The sequence below is a fragment of the Singulisphaera sp. GP187 genome (assembly GCF_900129635.1).
GTDB lineage: Bacteria > Planctomycetota > Planctomycetia > Isosphaerales > Isosphaeraceae > Singulisphaera.
Map to the genome: position 1 here is coordinate 2,663,725 of NZ_FSRB01000001.1, position 19,735 is coordinate 2,683,459.

The window sequence follows — 19,735 nt, forward strand, 5'->3', positions numbered from 1 at the left end:
AAAATTCTATCCTATCAGACGGTACGGGTGCTTCCTAGACACGCCGCGCGCACCGGCGGTTCGATCAGTGGACCCGCCAGAGGAAGTGCCCCGCGAGCAGGCCGGCCACAAACGCAAACGCTTGGGCCAGCAGCACGAAGAGCGACCAGGTGGCGACCGCCGAACGGGGGAGGACGACGTCCCGCGAACGAGTCGACACGACCCTCGTCTCGGCAATGCGGGTCGACTCGAACTGGATCGGTGGAACCACCGCTTCCGTGACTTTCGGAGCCGCCTCAGTCGTTGTTCCTGTCAGCCCGCCTAAGTCGATCGGCGAAGTGGTCTCGCTGACAGCCGAGGGGACCGGCGGGTCGGGTTCCGGCGGAACCGAGGGGTAGGGCTCACGGGGCGCTGACTCGGCCAGCGGCGGCGTCCAGTTCACTCCCGGCTCGACCCGGATATCCTCGGGCCGGATGTCCAGCAGGTCGAGCGAGATCCCTTCCTCAGACGTCTCGGTGAACCGCGGCGACTGCGAGACGTCGGCGCCCTCGGCCTCGTCCGGGTCGGGCACAATCAGGTCGGCCCGGCACTTGGGACAAGCGACGACCGTCCCAACCCTCCCGCGCGAAACCCCGAGGAGCTGGTTGCACTGATAGCATCGAAATTTGAGTGGAACCCCCGCCATGCCCTGCCGCCCCCGAGAAGGCTCGATGTTTTGATTGGCAACCACGGCCTTCCAGCCTACGGATCCCCTGTCAATCGTGCCACTGTCCGGAGTCACCGCGAAACGCAAGTGCTCCGCTCAAAGCATGGCATCAGGACCGGATCGACCGGGAAACCGAACTGGCCGAGGCGGCTTGACCCCGCAGTTCGAATCGCCACAATAGAGAAGGTGATCGGCTCGAACCCGGCGACCACGTCTACATCCCTCCCCTTTGCCCAGATCTCCGGCACTCACTCGGCGTAGGGACACCCAGGCCAATGAGACAGGTTCCACGGCTGAGACCACCAGGCTGCTCGCGTCTAACCCTGCTCTTCTTGTCGTTGTCGACCCTGACGTTCGGCGAGAACGTGGTCCTCAAAAACGGGATCGTCTACCGCGGTGCCGTCGACCAGGATAACACGATCGTCTTCATCGACGACGGTCTCAAACGCGTGGTGGTGCGGGACTCGAAAATCGCACGCAAAGACCCCGACACCACGTTCGGCCATTGGGAAATCTTCAGGCTCGAGCAACCCCTCGTCCTGCACGGCGGCGTGATGCCCAAGGAGGCGTTCGACATCAAGTCGACTCCGTGGAACGATAAGGGCCGACGGCAGTTCGAATACCGATCGGGCAAGTCGCGGAAGCCGATCACGATGGAGCAGGCGATCTATGAACTCGGCCCCTACAAAGTAAAACTACGAGGCGTGGATGGCTTCTGGCAGGATGGGCGGCTCAGCACGAAGCAGATCCCGCGGCAAGAGGTGCTGAGCATTCTCGCGAAGGTCGATCAAACCCAACTCAACGAGCGGCGCCGCGTGGCCTCGTTCCTGATCCAGGCCGAATGGTACAGCGACGCCAAACTCGCGCTCGACAACCTGCTCCGTGACTTTCCCGATGACGCCTCCCTGCGCGAAACCATCGGCAACGCCCGTACGGTCGTGGCGCAGCTCGAGTCGACGCAACTCAAGGCCGATCTCGACGTCCGCCGCAAAGCGCAACAGTATCACGACGTCATGAACCGGCTCAAAACGTTCCCGACCAAGGATGTTGCCGCGGACACCCTGGTGGAAGTCCGCGACCAGCTTCGCAGGGACGAAGCCCAGACGGCCGCCGACGAGACACTCGCGAAAGAATTTCGCGAATTGTCGGATCGAATCCCGTCGGATGCGAAGAAGGCCTGGAAGAAGCCGGTGAACGAGATGCTGCTCGCCTTCGCGGAAGCGCCCGACGCCGTCCGCGACCGCTTCGTGGCCTGGCAAAAGGCGAAGGACGATCCCACACTCAAGGACGACGCCCGCTTTGCTCTGGCGGCGTCCGGCTTTGTGGTCGGCGCCGACGCCGCAGTGCCCAGCCTGGAGATGGCCACGAACCTCTGGAAGCTTCGCGACCAACTGCATCAATACCTGGCCAGCACCGACACCGGCGAGCGTGCCACCGCCCTCGACCAGCTCCAAACCGTGCCATTGCCCGAACGGCCGGGGCAGTCCGTCGCGACGCTCAGGCTCGATGTCCTGACTCGGCTCGCGACCTTGATGACGCCCCCGCTCAACTCGGACAAGCAAACCAAGCCGGGGGAGCCGATCATCCATCGGGTCGGCGAGGATCAGAACCTCGCCCCCACCGAGTACTCGGTCTTGCTGCCGCCGGAATATCAGCCGCTTCGAAGCTACCCGGCCGTCGTCGCGCTCCACGACGGACGAGGGCCAGGGGCCGCGATCGACTGGTGGTCGGCCGAGGCAACGCGAAGGGGCTACATCGTCATTGCGCCGGAATACCGCCTGCCCGGCCAGGGTGACGACTACACCTACACGACGAGCGAGCACGCCGCCGTGGAGCTGGCCCTGCGCGATGCGCGGCGGCGATACGCGATCGACGGCGACCGCGTCTTCCTGGGGGGCCAGTTGCGCGGGGGGGACATGGCGTGGGACTACGGGCTGGCCCACCCCGACCTGTTTGCCGGCGTGGCGGTGATCTCAGGGCGTCCGTTCAAGTACCCGTTTCGTTATCAGTCGCACGCCAAGTTGGTTCCCCTTTATGTGGCCCTGGGCGACCTGGCGCCGGCCGGTCCCGAGATCGTCTTCCAGAACGTCCTGAAGCCGCTGATCGCGAAGACCTACGACGTCACCTATGTCGAATACTACCACCGCGGGTTGGAAGACCTCCCCGAGGAAGCACCCGCGGTTTTCGACTGGATGGACCGCCATCGACGCGATCCGTTCCCGAAAGAGTTCGACGCGGTCACGGCGCGCGAGTCGGACGACCGATTCTACGGGGTCGTCGTCCGCGAGTTCTTCGAGGGCCGCACGACGGCTCCGGAAGTCGTCGAACCGTTCGCGAAGAACCTCAAGCCGGCCACCATCAAGATGTCGACCAGCAACCTCAGTAATCTCATCAAGATCCAGACCAACGGGGTCAAACGACTCGACGTCTGGGTCAGCCCCAAGTTGATTGATTTCAATCGAAAGATCGAGGTCCGGATCAATAAGGATTCGTTTTCCAAGCCGGTGGCCGAACCGAACATCGAACCGTTCTTGGAAGACCTCCGACTCCGGGGTGATCGCCAACAAATCTTTTGGCTCAAAGCCTCGTGGATGAGCCCGGGCGCCTAACGACGCGTTCAGACGCCACGGAAGTCGATCGGAAGCACGGGGTCTTGGTTCGGGAACTTGAGCCGCGGCCATTCCAGACCATTCCCCCCCCCAAAAAAATGCTTGTCCTCGTCCGGGTCTACCGGCGCGATCCCGGCGGACCCATCGTGGCATGCCGGGATCTTTTGATTCTCTTTCGCGTCTTACCAGGGAGTTTCTCGTGAGCGAACCCCAGACCCCCGACTGGGTACGTGATGCCATCTTCTACCAGATCTTCCCCGATCGGTTCGCTCGGAGCCTGACGGTCCCCAAGCCCAGCCACCTCGACGAATGGGGATCTCCGCCGACGTACCACGGCTACCAGGGAGGCGACCTGATCGGGGTGGTCGAGCGCCTCGACTACCTCGCCGAGCTCGGCGTCAACGCGCTCTATTTTACGCCGGTCTTTCAGTCGGCCTCGAACCATCGTTATCACACCCACGACTATGAAAGAGTCGACCCGATGCTCGGCGGCAACGCCGCACTGAGCCGGCTCCTCGAGGAAGCGCATGGCCGTGGGATGAAGGTCGTCCTCGACGGCGTGTTCAACCACGCGAGCCGCGGCTTCTTCCAGTTCCACGACATCCTCGAGAACGGGGCCAACGCCGCTTACCTCGACTGGTTCACGGTCCATCGCTATCCGCTGAACGCCTACGACTCCGGGAACAATCCCGGCTACCAGGCCTGGTGGAACCTGCCCGCGCTGCCGAAGTTCAACATCAGGAACCCCGAGGTCCGTGAATTCCTCCTCGGGATCGGCCGGAAATGGATCGACATGGGGATCGACGGCTGGCGGCTCGACGTCGCCAACGAGATTGACGACGACTCGTTCTGGCAGGAGTTTCGCCGCCGCGTCCACGGCGGCAATCCCGATGCGTACATCGTCGGTGAAGTCTGGGGCGAAGCGAAGCGGTGGCTCCAAGGCGACATGTGGGATGCCGTGATGAACTATCTGTTCACTCGCGCATGTATTGCATTTTTTATTGGTGAGTCGGTCGATCGGGGCGAGCTCGGCAGGACGAGCTTCCACTCGCTCGACCCGATCGGTGCCCCCGCTTTCCGGCACGCGATTGAAACCATGATCGGCCACTACCATCCCAACGTCAACGCAGCGCAGATGAACCTGCTCGATAGCCACGACATGCCAAGGTTTCTCACGCTGGCGCAGGGAGACAAGTCGGCCCTCCGGCTGGCGACCCTCTTCCAGATGACCTACACCGGCGCCCCGTCGATCTACTACGGTGACGAAATCGGCATGCCCGGCAAACATGATCCCGACAACCGGCGGGCGTTCCCCTGGTACACTCCCGAGAGTTGGGACCGAGACCTCCTGCACGACTTTCAGCGCTACATCGCCCTCCGTCGCAACCGCCCCGCGCTCCGACGCGGCTCGTTCCAGATCCTCCTCGCTCAGGACGACGTGCTCGCCCACGCCCGCCAGCTCGGCCCCGAAACCGTGGTTATTGCGATCAATACATCACGATTTCATCAACGAATCGACATCCCGCTCGCGGGCCTGATTCCCGAGGGAACGGGCCTCGATGAGGTCTGGACCCACGAAGTCACCCGATCCGAAGGGAACACCCTCCGTGGCATCGAACTCGCGCCGCGCTCGGGCCGCGTTTTCGCCACCCCCCTACCCTCATGAACGCGAACTCACCCCCACCGCTCTGGCGGCTCCCCGATGGCGTGAACCCGTCCCTCTGGGAGTACACCCACACCGATCGGCTCGCCGACGAGGAAGACGAATACTTCCGCGGCCACCCCCTGTTCCAGACCGACGCGCGGGCGCTCGACGCCCGGTTCGTCGAGCCGGCTCCGCTGGTCGACCTCGGCTGCGGAACCGGCCGGCACGCCTTGCGATTCGCGCGCCGCGGCTTTCCCGTGGTCGCGGTGGATCTCTCGCACGCGATGCTCCGCACCGCGCGTGCCGAGGCCCACGCCGAACGCCTCGCGTTCCTCGGCGTCGAGGCCAACCTCTGCCGCCTCGGCGCCTTCCGGGATGAGACCTTCACCTACGCGCTCTCGATGTTCAGCACACTCGGCATGATTCGTGGGCGACCGGCGCGGCGGCGGGCGCTGGCCGAAACCTTTCGAATCCTCCGGCGCGGCGGCCGGCTCGCCCTCCATGCCCACAACTTCTGGCTCAACCTGGGCGACCCCCAAGGTCGGACCTGGCTCCTGAACCAGGCGAAGCGGGCCTTGTTGCAACAACCAGGGCTGGGCGATCGCCGAATGACCTATCGCGGAATCAGCGGCATGGAAGTGCACCTCTTCCGCTGGCGCGAGTTGAAGTCCGACCTTCGTTCCGCCGGGTTCCGGATCGACGACGTCCTGCCCATCGACGCCGTGCGCGCCGAGCCGATCGCCGCCCCTTGGTTCGGGCACTCACTCCGCGCAGGGGGCTGGATCGTGTTCGCGAGCCGACCGGGCTGATTGGGGGGCGTCCGTGAGCCGTCATCGTCGATGATCGCGGACGCTCAACTGGCCGATTTCGCACCCGATTGTCCTCGGTCGACCAGGCGTTTTCCCCTGACTCTGACGGCCCCCATGGCCTGCAACAGGGGTGTTCCATAGGCAAGTCGTCGGCGATTCCCGCCCCTCGGCGCCTCCTTTCGTTCGCCGTCGTCCCGCCCGCCCCTCGGCATTTCGTACTTCTCTCGCACGCTGCTGTTCGGCGACGATGTCCTGGCCACGGCGATCCTGGACCGCCCCCACCACAACCACACGCTCATGGTCACCAGCGAGAGCGACCGGCTCCGCCAGAATCACAAGTCCAGCTTGTTCCGCACGAGGCTGGCATCGGCCAATCCCAATTCGGAGGAAGCCCCACGCAAACGACCGAAGAAGTCACGGTAACGTGCCGTGACAGTCGGATTCGAAGTAGCCAGAGAAATGTGTGGGGGGGGCTTGTCCAACCAAGTCCGAAGGGGTCGAAATTCGTGTCACCTGGCAAGGGGTGGGATGGCATGGTTTGGACTTTCGTTCCAGCGCCAGGTTTTCCTCAGCAGCCACTGAGTCCCCCACTTCTGCAGCAGGATCCCATCGCCTTAAGAGAGCCCTGGGTTACTCTCGATGTCCAGTCAATTGGATGAAGCGATCTCACTGGTAGCCGCGGACGAAGGCCTGATAGACTCGGGTTTGGCCCATGCTGCTCTCCAGTTTTGACTCACTCCTAAGTAGACTCGGCAACTTGTAACCTTCGTCCCAGCCGCGCGGTTCCGCCAAGTAAGGCCGAATCCAATCGGTACTCAGCCAGAGAGTTGTGAGAGCATTATGGAAGCACAGCCTATTCACCTGCGAACTCCGATCGATCCCGCTCTGACTGGTATCTGGAGGTCGGAAGTCAGTGGCACAGACTTGACCGACTTAAGCCCTGTCGAACCTCGATTCATGGAGGAAATTATCCTGCGTGGTGACGGTACGGCCGATTTGCGATGGCTCTCTCCCGAGCTGAAGTCTCTCGCATGCAATTCTGACGCTCCCTTCCCAATCATCTGGGAAACATCATCGGACGGAATGCTGTCGATCTATCTGCCCATCGCTCCGATGCCCGAATATGAGATCGTGGACTGGATTCAAGATGCGATTCGATACGATGTCCTTTCGATCATGCCCGAGGCCATGACCCTCAGCGACCGTCGTTATGATGGGGAATCCATCACTGTCTTCCGAAGGCAAAACAAATCTACACATTAATCAGCCATAACAAAATTGCAAGCCGGCCGAGATAAATGGCGTGGCGGGGCGCACCCAGGTCTATATCGACCTGGTGGTGCTGTTGAGGACGGATACGGCGACGCTGAACCGCATAGGCGAAGGAGTGATCATGGCCGACGGAGAAGAGGCCGAGCCGCGCAACGAAGCGGTTCCCCACCCTCGTGTCGAAAGTCCAGGGAGAACCACCACGCACCTGGTCAGCCCGGCCGAACCGGTCCCGAGGATGACCCGGTTGCCCGAGTCCCGGACCATCGAGATCGTCGTGCCGGTTCGTCCCGGAGATCGCGACCGCTTTCCGGTCACCGTCGACCCGAGCCGGATCAGGACACGCGTGCTGGAATGTACCGATGGCAACCTCTCCCGTTTGTACCGGGACGCTTACCTCGACAGCCGGGCAGACCTGGTCCTGTTCAAGCACGACGATTTCTGCTTCCGCCACTGGGAGTCGTTCGAGGCGCAAGCGTGGGACCTGTTGCCACGCTACCCGATCCTCGGGGTGGCCGGCACCCGGGCCTTCTCGCCGCTACGGCTTCCCTGGTGGCAGCAGACCTCCCAACCGATCCTGATGGACGGACTCAACCGGGGCATGGTGTCACATCCATTGCCAGCCGGTCCCGACACGTTAGAGACCGAGAAGTGCTATCAGCAGACGCTCTTTGGACCGCCCGGTCCCGTGGCGGTGCTCGACGGTCTCCTCCTGGGAGTGCTCCGGCGTTGGGAAGGGGAGCCGCTCCTCTTCGGCCGGTTTACCAAGGACGATCTGGCTGGTTGGTGGGACGACGCGTTCGGGCGGCACTTCTACGATATGGCCTTCACGTTCAACGCCAGTCGCTCATTCCAGGACGCGGGGCTAGGCGCGGCCTGCTACGCGCTGGTGGCGTACGTCTCGCACGAGAGCAGCGGGACGCCCGATCGAGCCTGGCAGGAAGCCGCAACGCGGTTCATGAGCCGCTACGGCAGTGCGAAACCGATTCGAGTCTAAGTTCGCCGTGTCTCGAATCGGCCTCTTCCTCGAAAGCGAGGTCTGCAAACTTCGCCTGCGCATTTAACCACCGCAATTTCCACAAGTAACGATCGGTCTTGCATGCGATGATGAGCCCGGCTTAGCCGACTTTTCGTTTTTGAGAGTCAATGAAGGAAACCACCTCCACGGGCGACTCTGTCGTCACGTTACCGGGTTTTCCGCCCGGATCCATCAACCCCTTGCCATTGCTACTGTGCCAAAGGTATCAGCCCATGCGAAGGCCCAAAGACAGGGAGCTCACGCTCCCCGCTCGCCTTTCAGAGGCGAGCGAAATCCATTGCACCACCATCAGCGCCGTCCCTTGGTCGTAGGTATGCGCTCGCCACCGACTTCAGCCGAAAAAAACGTCTCCGAGAGACTCGCCTCGGGCTGGTGGATCTGCCCTCCTTACATCCATGTCGACATTATATTTGTCGAATTGCCTTTTCGAGGGCCACGGCGTGGGTTACGATTCCTGAGGTATTCGGTTGCACGAAGCAACGCACTGGGAGGCTCGAGGATGTTCCGTCTCTCCCTGGTTGGTTTATGCCTCTTGACGGCGCTGGGGGCCGATTCACCTGCCCGGGTCGATCTGAGTGCGTACGAAGCCGCGGCGGCGAAGGTCGGGCCTGGTGCCGATGCTCATGTGCGACTGGCGCTTTGGTGCGAGGCGCAAGGACTTCAGACCGAGCGCCTCAAGCACCTGGCGATCGCCGTCCAGATTCAGCCTGGCCATGCGATTGCGCGCGGCCTACTCGCCCAGATGACCGACGAGGGGCGCTGGCGCAGGCCCGAGGACGTCGCGGCTCGCTATCGAGCGAGGGCCGCTGAGGAAGAATCCTTGAACCAATACCGCAGGCGACGCGATGCGCTTCCTGACACGGCCGAGGCCCACTGGCAACTCGCGGGATGGTGCGCGGAACAGGGGCTTGAGAGCGAGGCCGTCGTCCATCTGCTGGCCGTGGTCCGGATCGACCCCGCGCGGGAGGACGCCTGGAAGAAACTCGGCTATCGCAAGCAGAACGGCCGGTGGAAGTCGGTCGAGCAGGCCGCGTCGGAACGAGCCGATGCGGACGCCCAGCGCACGGCCGACCTCCACTGGCGGCCGCTCCTCCAGAAGTGGAAGAGCCGGCTCAGTCAGAACTCGAAGAAGGGGAAACCGACCGAGGTGGACGACGCGCTCCCGGATGTCACCGACCCTCGGGCAGTGCCGTCGATCTGGAAGGCGTTCGCCAACGGTGGTCCCGACGACCAGCAACGCGTGGTCGCCTTGCTTCGCCAGCTTGATTCGCCGACCGCCTCGCGGGCCCTCGCCACGCTGGCCCTCTTCGGAGCCTCGCCGGAGGTTCGTCGGCTGGCGGCCGAATCGCTCACGGGACGCGACCCCCGCGAGTTCGCCGACCTGCTGATCGCCGTGCTCCGCGACCCGGTCAAATACGAGGTCCGGCCGGTGGCCGGTCCGGGCTCGCCGGGCGAACTTTACATCCACGGCAAGCGGGCCAATACCCGCCGCTTCTACGCGGCCCCCCCATCGTTAGCGACGCTCAGGCCCAGCGACGTCGTCGGCTTCGACAACAACGGTTTACCGGTCGCCAATCGCGCGGTGGGATCCAGCATGCTCCCCCTCTCCGCCATCGTCGATCAGCGCCAGATGGGAACCTGGGACCTCACCGGTGCCTCTGAATTCTTCGGCAACAAGCTGGCGATGGGGGATGCCGGCCGGCGGATGGGCGCATCCATGGTCAAGAACCAGCGTGAGTCGAGCGCCATCGGGTCGTCAATTGCCGGAAGATCATCCGCCGGATTCGTGGCGGTCCCGCTGGTGGCTCAAATCCCGGTCGGCCAGCTCATGCTCCAGGCGGAGCAGCAGGCCGCACTCGCTCAACAGCGACTCCAAACCGACGTCGCCGAACTCGACGCATACAATAAGGACGTCAATCAGGTCAACGAACGAGCCACGTTCGTGCTCAAGGCTGCGGTGGGCGAAGATCTGGGGGCGAAGCAAGAAGACTGGCTAATGTGGTGGTCCGACCTGGCCAAGACAACGTCCGCTCCCCCCCTGCCCGGTCGCGAGCGCGCCGGAACGGGAAGACTCACAGGCCGTCAGCACCGTGCGAGCGCGGATTCCTTCGTTCGCGGGAGGGACGCCGATCTGGACTCGATTGGGTCCTCGACCCGTCGAAGACCTCCGAATCGGCGACCAGGTCCTGACTCAGGACACCGTCACCGGCGCCCTCGGCTATGCGCCAATCCAAACGATCCGCCCGGCGAGGCGTGAGCCGGTCTGGTCCGTCACGATCGACGACGAGATCCTGGTCGCGACCGACCTCGAACGGTTCTGGATCGCCGGCAAGGGCTGGGTCCAGGTCCACGAGCTGGGCGCCGGCGATACCGTCAGACTCCTGGGAGGCATCACCCGGGTCACCTCCGTCGTCGATGCGGGCGCCCGGACGGTGTACCACATCCAGGTGGACGAGAAGCGCGGGCTGTTCGTCGGCCGCCGCGGCATCATGGCCCACGATGTCCAGGTGGCCCAACCGGTCGCTTCCCCCTTCGACGCCTCGAAGGAGCAGGAGCCTTCCCGATCGGGTCGCGCAGGGTGAGTCAGTGTGCGGGGGAGACTCGCCCGCCCAGGAGATTCCGTTCCGTCGCTGGAGGTTAAGTCATGGTGTTCATGCTGCTTGTTGGTACAGCCCTCCTGGCGACCGGTCCCCAGGAACCCGTTCCGACTCCCGCATCCACTTCCACCTCAAGCTCCGCCGACCCGGCTGTCCTGGCCGAGTACAACACTTTGAAAGCCGAGGCGCCCGACACCGCCGACGGGCATTGGAAGCTGGGCCTCTGGTGCGAACAGAAGGGCCTGAAGCCCGAAGCCGAGGTTGAGTTCCTGGCGGTCACCCAACTCGATCCCCGCCGTGAGCCGGCCTGGAAGAAACTGGGCTATCAGAAGGAAAAGGGGCGCTGGATGTCGGCCAAGCAGGCCGCGGAGGAGCGGGCCGAAGCCGAAGTCCAGCGCAAGGCCGACACGCACTGGCGAGGACTTCTCGATAAGTGGAAGGGAGGGCTCGGGCAGAAAAGCAAGCGGGCCGAGGCGGAGAAGCTACTCGCCGGAGTGGACGACCCCCGAGCGATCCCGTCGATCTGGAAAGTCTTCGCCAGAGGCGGCCCCGACGACCAGGAACGCGCGATCGACATGCTCGGCCATATCAAGGGGGAGCAGGCCTCAAGGGCCCTGGGCGGCCTGGCCGTCTTCGGCAAGACGGCCCTGGTGCGCCGGGCGGCCGTCGAAACCCTGGCCCTGCGCGATCCCGACGCCGTCCTCATGGCCTGGATCGGACTGCTCCGCCCCCCGGTCAAGTACGAGGTCCGGCAAGTGGCCGGTCCGGGCTCGCCGGGCGCCCTGCTGGTCGAAGGCGTGCGGTACAACGTCCGACGGTTCTACGCGCCTCCCTCGCTCGACCAGACCCAGGACATGTTCATCGAACCGCAGATGCGCCGGATGGTCTTGCCGCTTCAGTTCAACTCGAACCCACCGGGACCTCCACCAGGCTCTCGAGTGGTTGGCTTCGTCAACAATACCAATCTCTTAATTTATGATGACTCGTGGGCGCTTCCGAAAGCTCCGAAGAATGGCCCCGACCCGACGGTCGCCTATCAGGGGGCCGAGCGTCTCCAACTTCAGGCACAGATCAACCGCGACTTCGAGTTCGACGAGGCGACGAAGATGGCCGTCGGGGCCCAGATGCAGCTCGAACGCGACGTCAACGCCGTCGAGGCGGCCAACGCGACGATCCGGGAGACGAACGCGCGAGTGTCCGAAGCGCTGCACCGCGTCGCCGGTAAGGACTTCGGCGAAGACCGCGAGGCCTGGTTGAAGTGGTACATGGAGCGGCGTGGATACGCCTACGTCCCCCCCGCCGAACAGCGCAAGGGGACCGTCGACGTCCAGGTGCCCCTCCCCTACGTTCCCCAAAGCGGCCCCGCGATCGTCACCGGGGGCGGGGGCGGCGGCGGCGGCGGCGGCGGGAGCGGCTGGTGCCTGATCTGGGAGCACGAAAAGGGGAAGCCGCCGAAAACAGGATCCTGCTTCGCCGCGGGCACCCCCATTTTGACCCCCGACGGCCCGCGCACCATCGAGTCGCTACGCCCCGGCGATCGAGTCCTGACCGGCGCGGGATCGCGCGATTCGGAACACGTTGGCTCGATCCTTTCCAGACATCAGTCCGACTCCCCCGGACCTTGCGACTTCGGGTGAACGAGGAGGCCATCGTTACGACCCACGGCCACCCATTCTGGAAGTGCGGGACCGGATGGACCCGTGCCGGAGACCTCGAGCCCCGCGATCAAGTCCTCACCGTGAACGGCCCAGCCACCGTCCAATCGATCGAGGAACAGGACGGGGGATCGGTCTGGAACCTGCGCCTGACCGACGGCTCCAGTTACTTCGCGGGCCGACTCGGTGCGCTCGTACACGATGCCAGCCCGGTTGCGGCTCCCTGAAAAGTGTCCTTCCGGCAAGTCTGCCTGAATCATTCTGGCTGATTTGCTAGGGTGGCGATCCTCGTCTGGGAAGATCGCGATGGGCGCAATCGAACGTGGACCGTTGCCGGCCGAGGACACGCCCGAGCTTCAATGGTCCGACGCCAGCGGGTCAGACAGCGGCGCTGCCGGGCGCGGTCGGAGGTCGAGGTCGAGCGCCGGCTCTGCATCGGGGAGCCAGGTCGCGGGCTTGCGGGCGGGGCGCGGGAAGGGTCCCCCGCCGGACGCCGGGCCGTCGAAGCGGCCGAGGCAGCGGTTGAACGTCTTCAGCGTCGCCTGCAGCAAGCCGAACGCGATCAGGCCGTAAGCGACGATCCAGAGGACGAGCCAGACTGAGTGCCTCCCGATCTCGTGGCCCGGCCCGGCATTGCCGCCGAACATGGCGCTGGAGAAGCCGACGCCCCAGAACGGGCTGGCCGAGGCGAGGCCAGGACCGGCCCCGTTGGGGCCGTTGCTGAAGAAGATCATCCCGACCGGGACAGCCGCGATCAGCACGACGAGGTAGAGCCCGGCGGTCAGGCCGATGGCCCGGTCCATCCGGGGCAGCCAGGTGGCCAGGGCCAAGCCCAGGCTCGTGATCGCGGCGCCGTAGGCGACGACCAGGCCGCCGATCAGCACCGGGCCGAGGGCGAACCCGGTGTGCGCCGCCATCGCCGCGGCGATGAGCACCGGCAACACCGTCAGCGGTGGTACGCCGCGGAAGGCGCCCCACCACTTGCCCAGGACGATCGACCGGGTCGATAGCGGGGTGGCCAGCAGCACGTCGAGGCTGCCGCGCTGGCGTTCCTCGGCCAGGCTCGTCACGGCCGAGATGCTCAGGAGCAGCAGCCCGGCGGACACATGCACGCCGCTGATCACCCCGCCAATGCCGGGGGCACCCGGCAAGGCGCGGTTGAGCGCCTCGACGATCACCCAGAGGCTGAACCCACCCGAGAGTACGCCGAAGAGGCCCCAGACGGCGACTGACCAGCGCGACGGCCGCCGCCGATACCACTCGCGCCAGAGCACCGGGTTGCCGTCGAGTGACGGCGAGGGCAGCAGGCGGGCGAGCCGGGCGAACGGGCCTCGGCGGGCGCCAGCCGGGTGGTCCGCCCGGCGCGTTGCCTCCCCTCGGCCGGCCTGCCGGATGACCACCGCCCGGATCCGCCAGGTCGCCGCGGCGGCCAGCAGCGCCGAGGTCAGGAGCCCGAACGCGCAGAACCGAGCCTGCGCCCCCAGCCCCATCGGTCCCAGCCCCGGCAGGCCACCGGCACTCAGCGGGGAGAGCGCGAGGAAGACGGGGTTGTAGGGCACCAGGGCCAGGGAGCCCGGCAGCCAGACCGGCCGGGCCCACCAGGGCAGCATCCGGACCAGGCCCGCCCAGATCGGCGCCGACAGCAGCCAGAAGATGCCGAAGGCGTAGGTCGCCAGCAGCACCTCGTGCGTCTTCCTACCCCAGACCGACAGCGTCAGCGCCAGCGTGCAGCCGAAGACGCCGCAGGCCAGGCAGACCAGGATCGCACCGGTCGGCATCGCCGGGTCGACGCCGCCGAAGAGCGTCGCCAGCGCCAGCACCGGGGCGGCGCAGGCGATCAGGCCGAGCACCGGCACCAGCCGCACCGCCAGCTTGCCCAGCACGATCTCGGCGTCGGTCAGGTCGGTCGAGAACAGCAGGATCAGATTTCCCCGGTCCTTGTCCAGGCAGATCGCCCCGGCCGCCGCCGCCGGTGCCGCCAGGCCGACCAGCCCGAGCAAGATCAGCGTCGTCACGGCGTAGAACCCCCGGCCGATCTCGGCAAGCTGCCGGACCGACAGCTCCCCCGTCCCGTCGTGGCGCCCCAGCCAGACGCCCGATAGGCCGAGCAAGAGGAGCAGGACCAGCAACGACCGCAGGGCATAGCCCTGCCAGCGCCGCGAGGCCGTCAGCCATTCATACGCGAAGACCGGGCCCAACCCCGGCCAGCTACGCGTCGCCATCGGGTTGGCCTCCCGCATCCACGGAGCAAGGGTCTACGAACCGCTTCGGATGCCGGGCCGTGATCTCGACCGGGCCCGGAGTCAATCCGGACTCACTTTACATCGCAAAGCTTGCCGGGGGCAAGAGCCTTCCGGTACCGGGATGCCCGCCCCGCCTCGGTCAGCTCAGCTCGTGAGTCCTGCGACCGGGTTACGGCGTCGGCCGCCCATGAGGAGGTTGCACTGGCGCGGTTCCCTACGCGACGACTAGCCCACCGCCAAAGTTACCGACTGTCAACGTAACTCAGCCCCTTCTATTCTCGCCCAGCATTCATCGAGCGCCACCGAGAATCGGTCAACGCCCGCCGTCCAACTCCCCAGCCTGGCACCGGATGGATCACTTTTTACACGCCTGCCGGAAGGACACGCCCGGTAGAGGTTCCCTGAAATCCCGAAACGCGGCCGGCGCATCCGATCCTGTTAATCGCAAATCACTTATAAGCCCATGACCTGTTCAAATATAATTCATGACAAATCGGCAATACAACACTTTCGCTCGGAATGCAAAGCCATTAAAAATCTCGAATCTGACAACATGACGATTTTTTGTGTTACCACGAGCTGAACCAAGACCGCGTCTCGGGCAAGCTCGATGCCAGCCCCAATCCGAGTTAGGGACAGACCTCCGACTCTCAGTACACGACCAACCGGCCACATACGTCAGGCCGGACGCGGCGGAATAATCAACCACGCCCAAAGGACGTGGTATTAGGAAGGCCCCCCCGAGGGGGCCGTCTACGTGAGGTAGCCCCCGTTGGGGGCGTGGATGTTAGAATCGCATTACACTGCTCACGGTCCCGCTCGTGTCAACCGTAGCCCCTCGCTCGGAGTCTTTCAGACCGATCCCGAGGGTGACTTACGGAATGCGTAAGAATGCACGCCGGATCGCTCGAAGCTCTTCGGGTCGCACGGCCAGAGGCCGTGGATTTGGAACATATTAACGAGCTGCGCGATCGATCGGTAACGTATCGACTCAGTTTAGATCTGGTAGTCGAGCGCGGTGAAGTGATCGTTGTTCGCGTCATCCGAAGCTCCTCGATAGCGGAGTCGAGGATTCTCGATCGTCACCGTGGTGTAGGGAGCGACGCTCCGGGTGATCCAGGCCGACGAGCCGACGACGGAGTGGTGGCCGATGACGGTCTTGCCGCCAAGGATGGTGGCATTGGCATAGATCACCACCTCATCCTCGATCGTCGGATGGCGTTTGTGGTCGCGGAGAATATTGCCATTCTCGTCGCGCGGGAAGCTGAGGGCACCGAGGGTCACACCCTGGTAGACCTTGACCCCCTCGCCGATGTTTGTCGTCTCGCCGATGACGACGCCGGTGCCGTGGTCGATGAAGAAACGGGCGCCGATCGTGGCGCCGGGGTGGATGTCGATTCCCGTCTTACTGTGCGCGTACTCGGTCATCATGCGGGGGATCAAGGGGACCCCGAGTTTGAACAGCTCGTGGGCGATCCGGAAGACGGTGACGGCGGAGACGCCCGGATAGCAGAAGAGGATCTCGTCGAGATTCTTGGCGGCCGGATCGCCCTCGAAGGCCGCGTGGACGTCATCGGCCAACATCTTCCTGAGCCCCGGAATGGCATCCAGGAGTCGGATCGCGATCGCCTGCGCCTCGGCCTCGAAGTCGACCTCGAGATCCCTCGCCTTGCAGTCATGCCGTAAAGCACGCGTGATCTGCTGGGTCAAGCGGTCGTGAAGACTGTCGATCAGGTCGCCGACATGGTAGCCGACATTGCCAAGGTGGAGGTTTTGCCGGCGACCATAACCGGGATAGAGGATCTCGCGAATGTCGGCCAAGATTTCGACGATTTCGCGGTAGCTCGGCAGCGGAGAGTGGCCCAGGTGGTTAATCCCGCCACACTCTTCGTAGGTATCGACGATCCGCTCCGTCAGTGCGGGGAGTGATTCCTTCAAGCGAATGTCGGTGGCCATCCTCTTTATCTCTCCCGGCACTCTGACCGCGTCGAGAAAATCTCTATCCATCAGGAAGTTAGGCCATTGTAGACAGGACAGGCAGTGGAATCAATCATGGCAAGAGTCCTTAGCTTATCGGTTGCGCCGGGGAATCCGGCCCAACCAAATCGGCCGATCTCGATTCTTCGCCGCCGAGAGGCGACAATCGTGACCGCGTCGATTGGGAACCGTTCGGGCGTCCTGACCTTGCACCAACGCCTGCGCGACATCGCATCCACCTGACGAGTTGGCCCTCATGGCACGCGCCGCGACTGAATCGCCCCGCCTCGACCCCACGCCGATTTTCGAGCTCTTTCGAGGGAACCACGCGACCGAGCTCCTGACGGCCGCCGTCGCGCATCTCGGTCTCTTTGACCACCTTGCGTGTGGCCCGCTCAGTCTGGGCGCCTTGGGCACGGCGACGGGGCTCGCCGAGCGGCCCGTCACCGTGCTCGTGACCGCGCTCCGAGCCTTCGGGCTCCTGGATCGGAATGCCGACGGGCAACTTGACTTGTCCGAATTAGCGCGGGCCCACCTGATCCCCGGTGGCGAATTCGACGTCAGCGGCTACATCGGCCTGGCCGCCGAGAGCCCGGGTGTGCTTGAGATGGTCGAGCGGCTCCGAACGAACCGGCCGGCCGGAGACGCGGCCGATGCGCCCGGGGCGGCGTTCATTTATCGCGAGGGGATCGAATCGGCGATGGAGCGCGAGGCGTCGGCCCGGCACCTCACGCTCGCGCTGGCGGGCCGCGCCAAGAACGTAGCGCCGGTGCTGGCCGACCGGTTCTCCCTGGCGGCGGGGCATACTTTGCTCGATATCGGCGGCGGCACCGGGATCTACAGCATCGCCTGGCTCCAGCGTCATCCTTCACTTCGCGCGATCGTCTGGGACCGGCCCGAGGTGCTCAAGGTCGCCCAGGAGATGGCCGAGTCGCACGGCGTGGCCGATCGTCTCGAATGCCGCGCGGGGGATATGTTTCGCGATCCGGTTCCCGACGGGGTCGACGTCATCCTGCTCTCGAACATCCTCCACGACTGGGACGTCGCCGAATGCCGCACCCTGATCGGGCGCTGCGCTTCGGCCCTTCCCGCGGGCGGCCAGCTCTTGATTCACGACGTCTTTCTCAATGACTCCCTCGACGGCCCGTTGCCGATCGCTCTCTATTCGGCGGCCCTCTTCCGCCTGACCGAAGGGCGCGCCTACAGCGCCGCGGAATATCGGGGCTGGCTGGTCGAAGCCGGCCTCGAGCCCGGAGCGATCACGCCGACGCTCGTCCATTGCGGGGTCTTACCCGGTCTCAAACCCGGCACGACCGGTCAAACCCTCTAGCCAGATCGCTGGCCTTTCGGTACTGTCAAAAGCATTACCAGAGTCGAGCCAGCACGTTGCGCTCGCTCTGTCCGCTTATTTTGAGTGGCTCATTTCGGGTCTTTCTCTCCGGGGGCAACGCACAACGCCATGATGATCAAGGCCACTGACATCCGTAGGGGGATGGTGATCACGATCGAAGGAACCAACTTCGTCGTGGTCGACTTCGCCCACCATACCCCCGGCAACCTTCGCGCCATGGTCCAGACGAAGCTCCGCAACATGAATAGCGGCGCCTTGATCGACAAACGGCTTCGGTCGGTCGACCAGATCGAAGTCCCGTACGTCGAGACCAAGCAATTTGAGTATCTCTACTCGTCGGGGGACGAGCACGTCTTCATGGAATCGGAGACGTTCGACCAGTTGAGCTTCCCGCCCGAGATCCTCGGCACGGCGATGCAGTACATCTTGCCCAACAGCAAGGTGCAGGTCATGTACGTCGACGATAAGCCGGTCTCCGTCGAGGTCCCGGCCTCGATCGACCTGACCGTGACCGATACGCCGCCGTCGCTCAAGGGCGCCACCGCCACCAACCAGTACAAAGAGGCGATCCTCGAGAACGGCCTGAAAGTCCAGGTTCCCCCGTTCATCGGTCCCGGTGAAAAGATCCGGATCGACACGCGGACCGGCGAATACGTCGAGCGCGTTAAGTAAAGGAACAAGGCCGGGAACTGCCAACCGACGCGACGACAGGCGGACCGGCCATCGGGATTCACCCCGGCGGCCCGCCTCACATCTCCCCAAGTTCACGCCGCTTAGGCTCTATTTAAAAATACATGGGTCTACAGCGGTTTACCCACGAGTGGCTCACGTCTGGGTAGCTGGGGTCCGTACTCGGCTCCCGGTCTTCATGATGGCCACCACACCGGGGGCCGAGTATGGACTCCAGCCACCCAGATCGCTCGAGCTGTGGTTCACCCGAATGTAAACTGCTGCAGGTTGACTTCAGCGAGAAGACTCTGAAATTACGCTTGTTCGCGAATACCGCACCCGCCTCATGGCTGACGTCGTGCCCGGCAAGCTCGACGTCCGGGAGGCAGCCAATCGTCTCCCCGCGTCGCTGGAAGACGTCGACTCCTAGGACGAGCCCTTCGACGACGAGGACGGCCTGGGCAACGAATCCGCCGAGTTGCTCTCCGTCGCCGCCGATGAGGACTGACCCATGAGCCCTCCTCCCCCCCGGCCTCAGATTTACCACATCACCCACGGGAAGCACCAGGAGCGGATCATCGCCGAGGGCTTCCTGTGGTCGGATGCGGAGATCCTCGCCCGGGGAGGGCCGGAGAAACCGATCGGGATGGCGAAGATCAAGAAGCGGCGTCTTGAAGAGCAGATCGTCCACTGCCACCCGGAAACGAAGGTCGGGCAGTACGTCCCGTTCTACTTCTGCCCTCGGTCGGTCATGCTCTTCCTTCTCCACATGGGGAACCACCCGGACATCACCTACCGGGAAGGCCAACGCCCAATCCTCCACCTCGTGGCCGATCTCCACGAGGACGTAGCCTGGGCCGAGGGTCGGCAGCGGGCTTGGGCGTTCACCAACGGCAATGCGGGAGGCCGGTTCTACCAGTCGTTTACTGACCTGGCCGAACTCGACCAACTGGGCTGGGAGCATATCGCAAGCGACGAATGGGGGGAGGCCGAGGTCAAGGAAGCCAAACAATCCGAGTTCCTGGTCTTCGGATCGTTCCCCTGGCCGTTAATCCGGACCATCGGGGTCAAAGACGAGAAGCTCGCCGCGAGGGCACGCGAGATCCTGGCGAAAGCTGACCACCTGCCTGATGTACAGGTCCAATCGGGATGGTACTATTGAGCAAATGGACAACTTGGGGAAGAAG

At 64.2% G+C, this 19,735-nt stretch carries 16 protein-coding genes; 13 read left to right on the plus strand and 3 right to left on the minus strand.

The window, feature by feature from the left end; all coding sequences use genetic code 11:
- Positions 1–64: 64 nt before the first annotated feature.
- The gene (locus BUS42_RS10420) at positions 65–664 is read right to left on the minus strand and encodes a hypothetical protein (RefSeq protein WP_074306855.1); all 600 of its coding nucleotides are present in this window, start codon (positions 662–664) and stop codon (positions 65–67) included.
- A gap of 296 nt (positions 665–960) precedes the next feature.
- Between BUS42_RS10420 and BUS42_RS10425 the strand changes: the two genes are divergently transcribed.
- From BUS42_RS10425 to BUS42_RS10460, 10 genes are all read left to right on the plus strand, one after another.
- Complete coding sequence (locus BUS42_RS10425; RefSeq protein ID WP_074306856.1) at positions 961–3,294, plus strand: carboxylesterase family protein; 2,334 nt, start codon at positions 961–963, stop codon at positions 3,292–3,294.
- A 199-nt stretch (positions 3,295–3,493) separates the two neighbouring features.
- Positions 3,494–4,960, plus strand: coding sequence for a glycoside hydrolase family 13 protein (locus BUS42_RS10430; protein WP_074306857.1), 1,467 nt, complete (start codon positions 3,494–3,496; stop codon positions 4,958–4,960).
- Positions 4,957–5,748 (plus strand): class I SAM-dependent methyltransferase, encoded by a 792-nt coding sequence (locus tag BUS42_RS10435; protein WP_074306858.1) that lies wholly within the window; start codon positions 4,957–4,959, stop codon positions 5,746–5,748. Before BUS42_RS10430 ends, BUS42_RS10435 begins: the two co-directional genes overlap by 4 nt.
- A 234-nt stretch (positions 5,749–5,982) precedes the next feature.
- Positions 5,983–6,171, plus strand: a complete 189-nt coding sequence (locus tag BUS42_RS46390) for an ATP-binding protein (protein ID WP_410001701.1) — start codon at positions 5,983–5,985, stop codon at positions 6,169–6,171.
- A 417-nt stretch (positions 6,172–6,588) separates the two neighbouring features.
- Positions 6,589–7,011, plus strand: coding sequence for a hypothetical protein (locus tag BUS42_RS10440; protein WP_143206280.1), 423 nt, complete (start codon positions 6,589–6,591; stop codon positions 7,009–7,011).
- 40 nt (positions 7,012–7,051) lie between these two features.
- Entirely contained in the window at positions 7,052–8,014 is a 963-nt protein-coding gene (locus tag BUS42_RS10445) for a hypothetical protein (protein WP_254053431.1), read from the plus strand.
- A gap of 541 nt (positions 8,015–8,555) precedes the next feature.
- Positions 8,556–10,313: a HEAT repeat domain-containing protein gene (locus BUS42_RS42620; protein WP_159452194.1), complete on the plus strand. Its 1,758-nt coding sequence runs from the start codon at positions 8,556–8,558 to the stop codon at positions 10,311–10,313.
- A complete protein-coding gene (locus BUS42_RS41815; RefSeq protein WP_159452195.1) occupies positions 10,198–10,638 on the plus strand; it encodes a polymorphic toxin-type HINT domain-containing protein in 441 nt (146 codons plus the stop codon). Before BUS42_RS42620 ends, BUS42_RS41815 begins: the two co-directional genes overlap by 116 nt.
- A 62-nt stretch (positions 10,639–10,700) precedes the next feature.
- Complete coding sequence (locus BUS42_RS44320; RefSeq protein WP_074306860.1) at positions 10,701–12,290, plus strand: HEAT repeat domain-containing protein; 1,590 nt, start codon at positions 10,701–10,703, stop codon at positions 12,288–12,290.
- On the plus strand, positions 12,287–12,535 hold the full coding sequence (locus BUS42_RS10460) for a hypothetical protein (protein WP_143206282.1): 249 nt from the start codon (positions 12,287–12,289) through the stop codon (positions 12,533–12,535). Before BUS42_RS44320 ends, BUS42_RS10460 begins: the two co-directional genes overlap by 4 nt.
- Positions 12,536–12,664: 129 nt before the next feature.
- On the opposite strand, the gene BUS42_RS46125 is transcribed toward BUS42_RS10460, so the two are convergent.
- Positions 12,665–14,530, minus strand: a complete 1,866-nt coding sequence (locus tag BUS42_RS46125; RefSeq protein WP_159452196.1) for an ABC transporter permease — start codon at positions 14,528–14,530, stop codon at positions 12,665–12,667.
- Between the two features lie 1,017 nt (positions 14,531–15,547).
- Positions 15,548–16,507, minus strand: a complete 960-nt coding sequence (epsC, locus tag BUS42_RS10470; protein ID WP_074306863.1) for a serine O-acetyltransferase EpsC — start codon at positions 16,505–16,507, stop codon at positions 15,548–15,550.
- A gap of 277 nt (positions 16,508–16,784) precedes the next feature.
- Here epsC and BUS42_RS10480 point away from each other — a divergent pair, with 277 nt between their 5' ends.
- From BUS42_RS10480 to BUS42_RS10490, 3 genes are all read left to right on the plus strand, one after another.
- Entirely contained in the window at positions 16,785–17,858 is a 1,074-nt protein-coding gene (locus BUS42_RS10480; protein ID WP_074306865.1) for a methyltransferase, read from the plus strand.
- Positions 17,859–17,987: 129 nt separating this feature from the next.
- Positions 17,988–18,551: an elongation factor P gene (gene efp, locus BUS42_RS10485; protein WP_074306866.1), complete on the plus strand. Its 564-nt coding sequence runs from the start codon at positions 17,988–17,990 to the stop codon at positions 18,549–18,551.
- A gap of 508 nt (positions 18,552–19,059) precedes the next feature.
- Entirely contained in the window at positions 19,060–19,710 is a 651-nt protein-coding gene (locus tag BUS42_RS10490; protein ID WP_074306867.1) for a type II toxin-antitoxin system toxin DNA ADP-ribosyl transferase DarT, read from the plus strand.
- Positions 19,711–19,735: the final 25 nt, after the last annotated feature.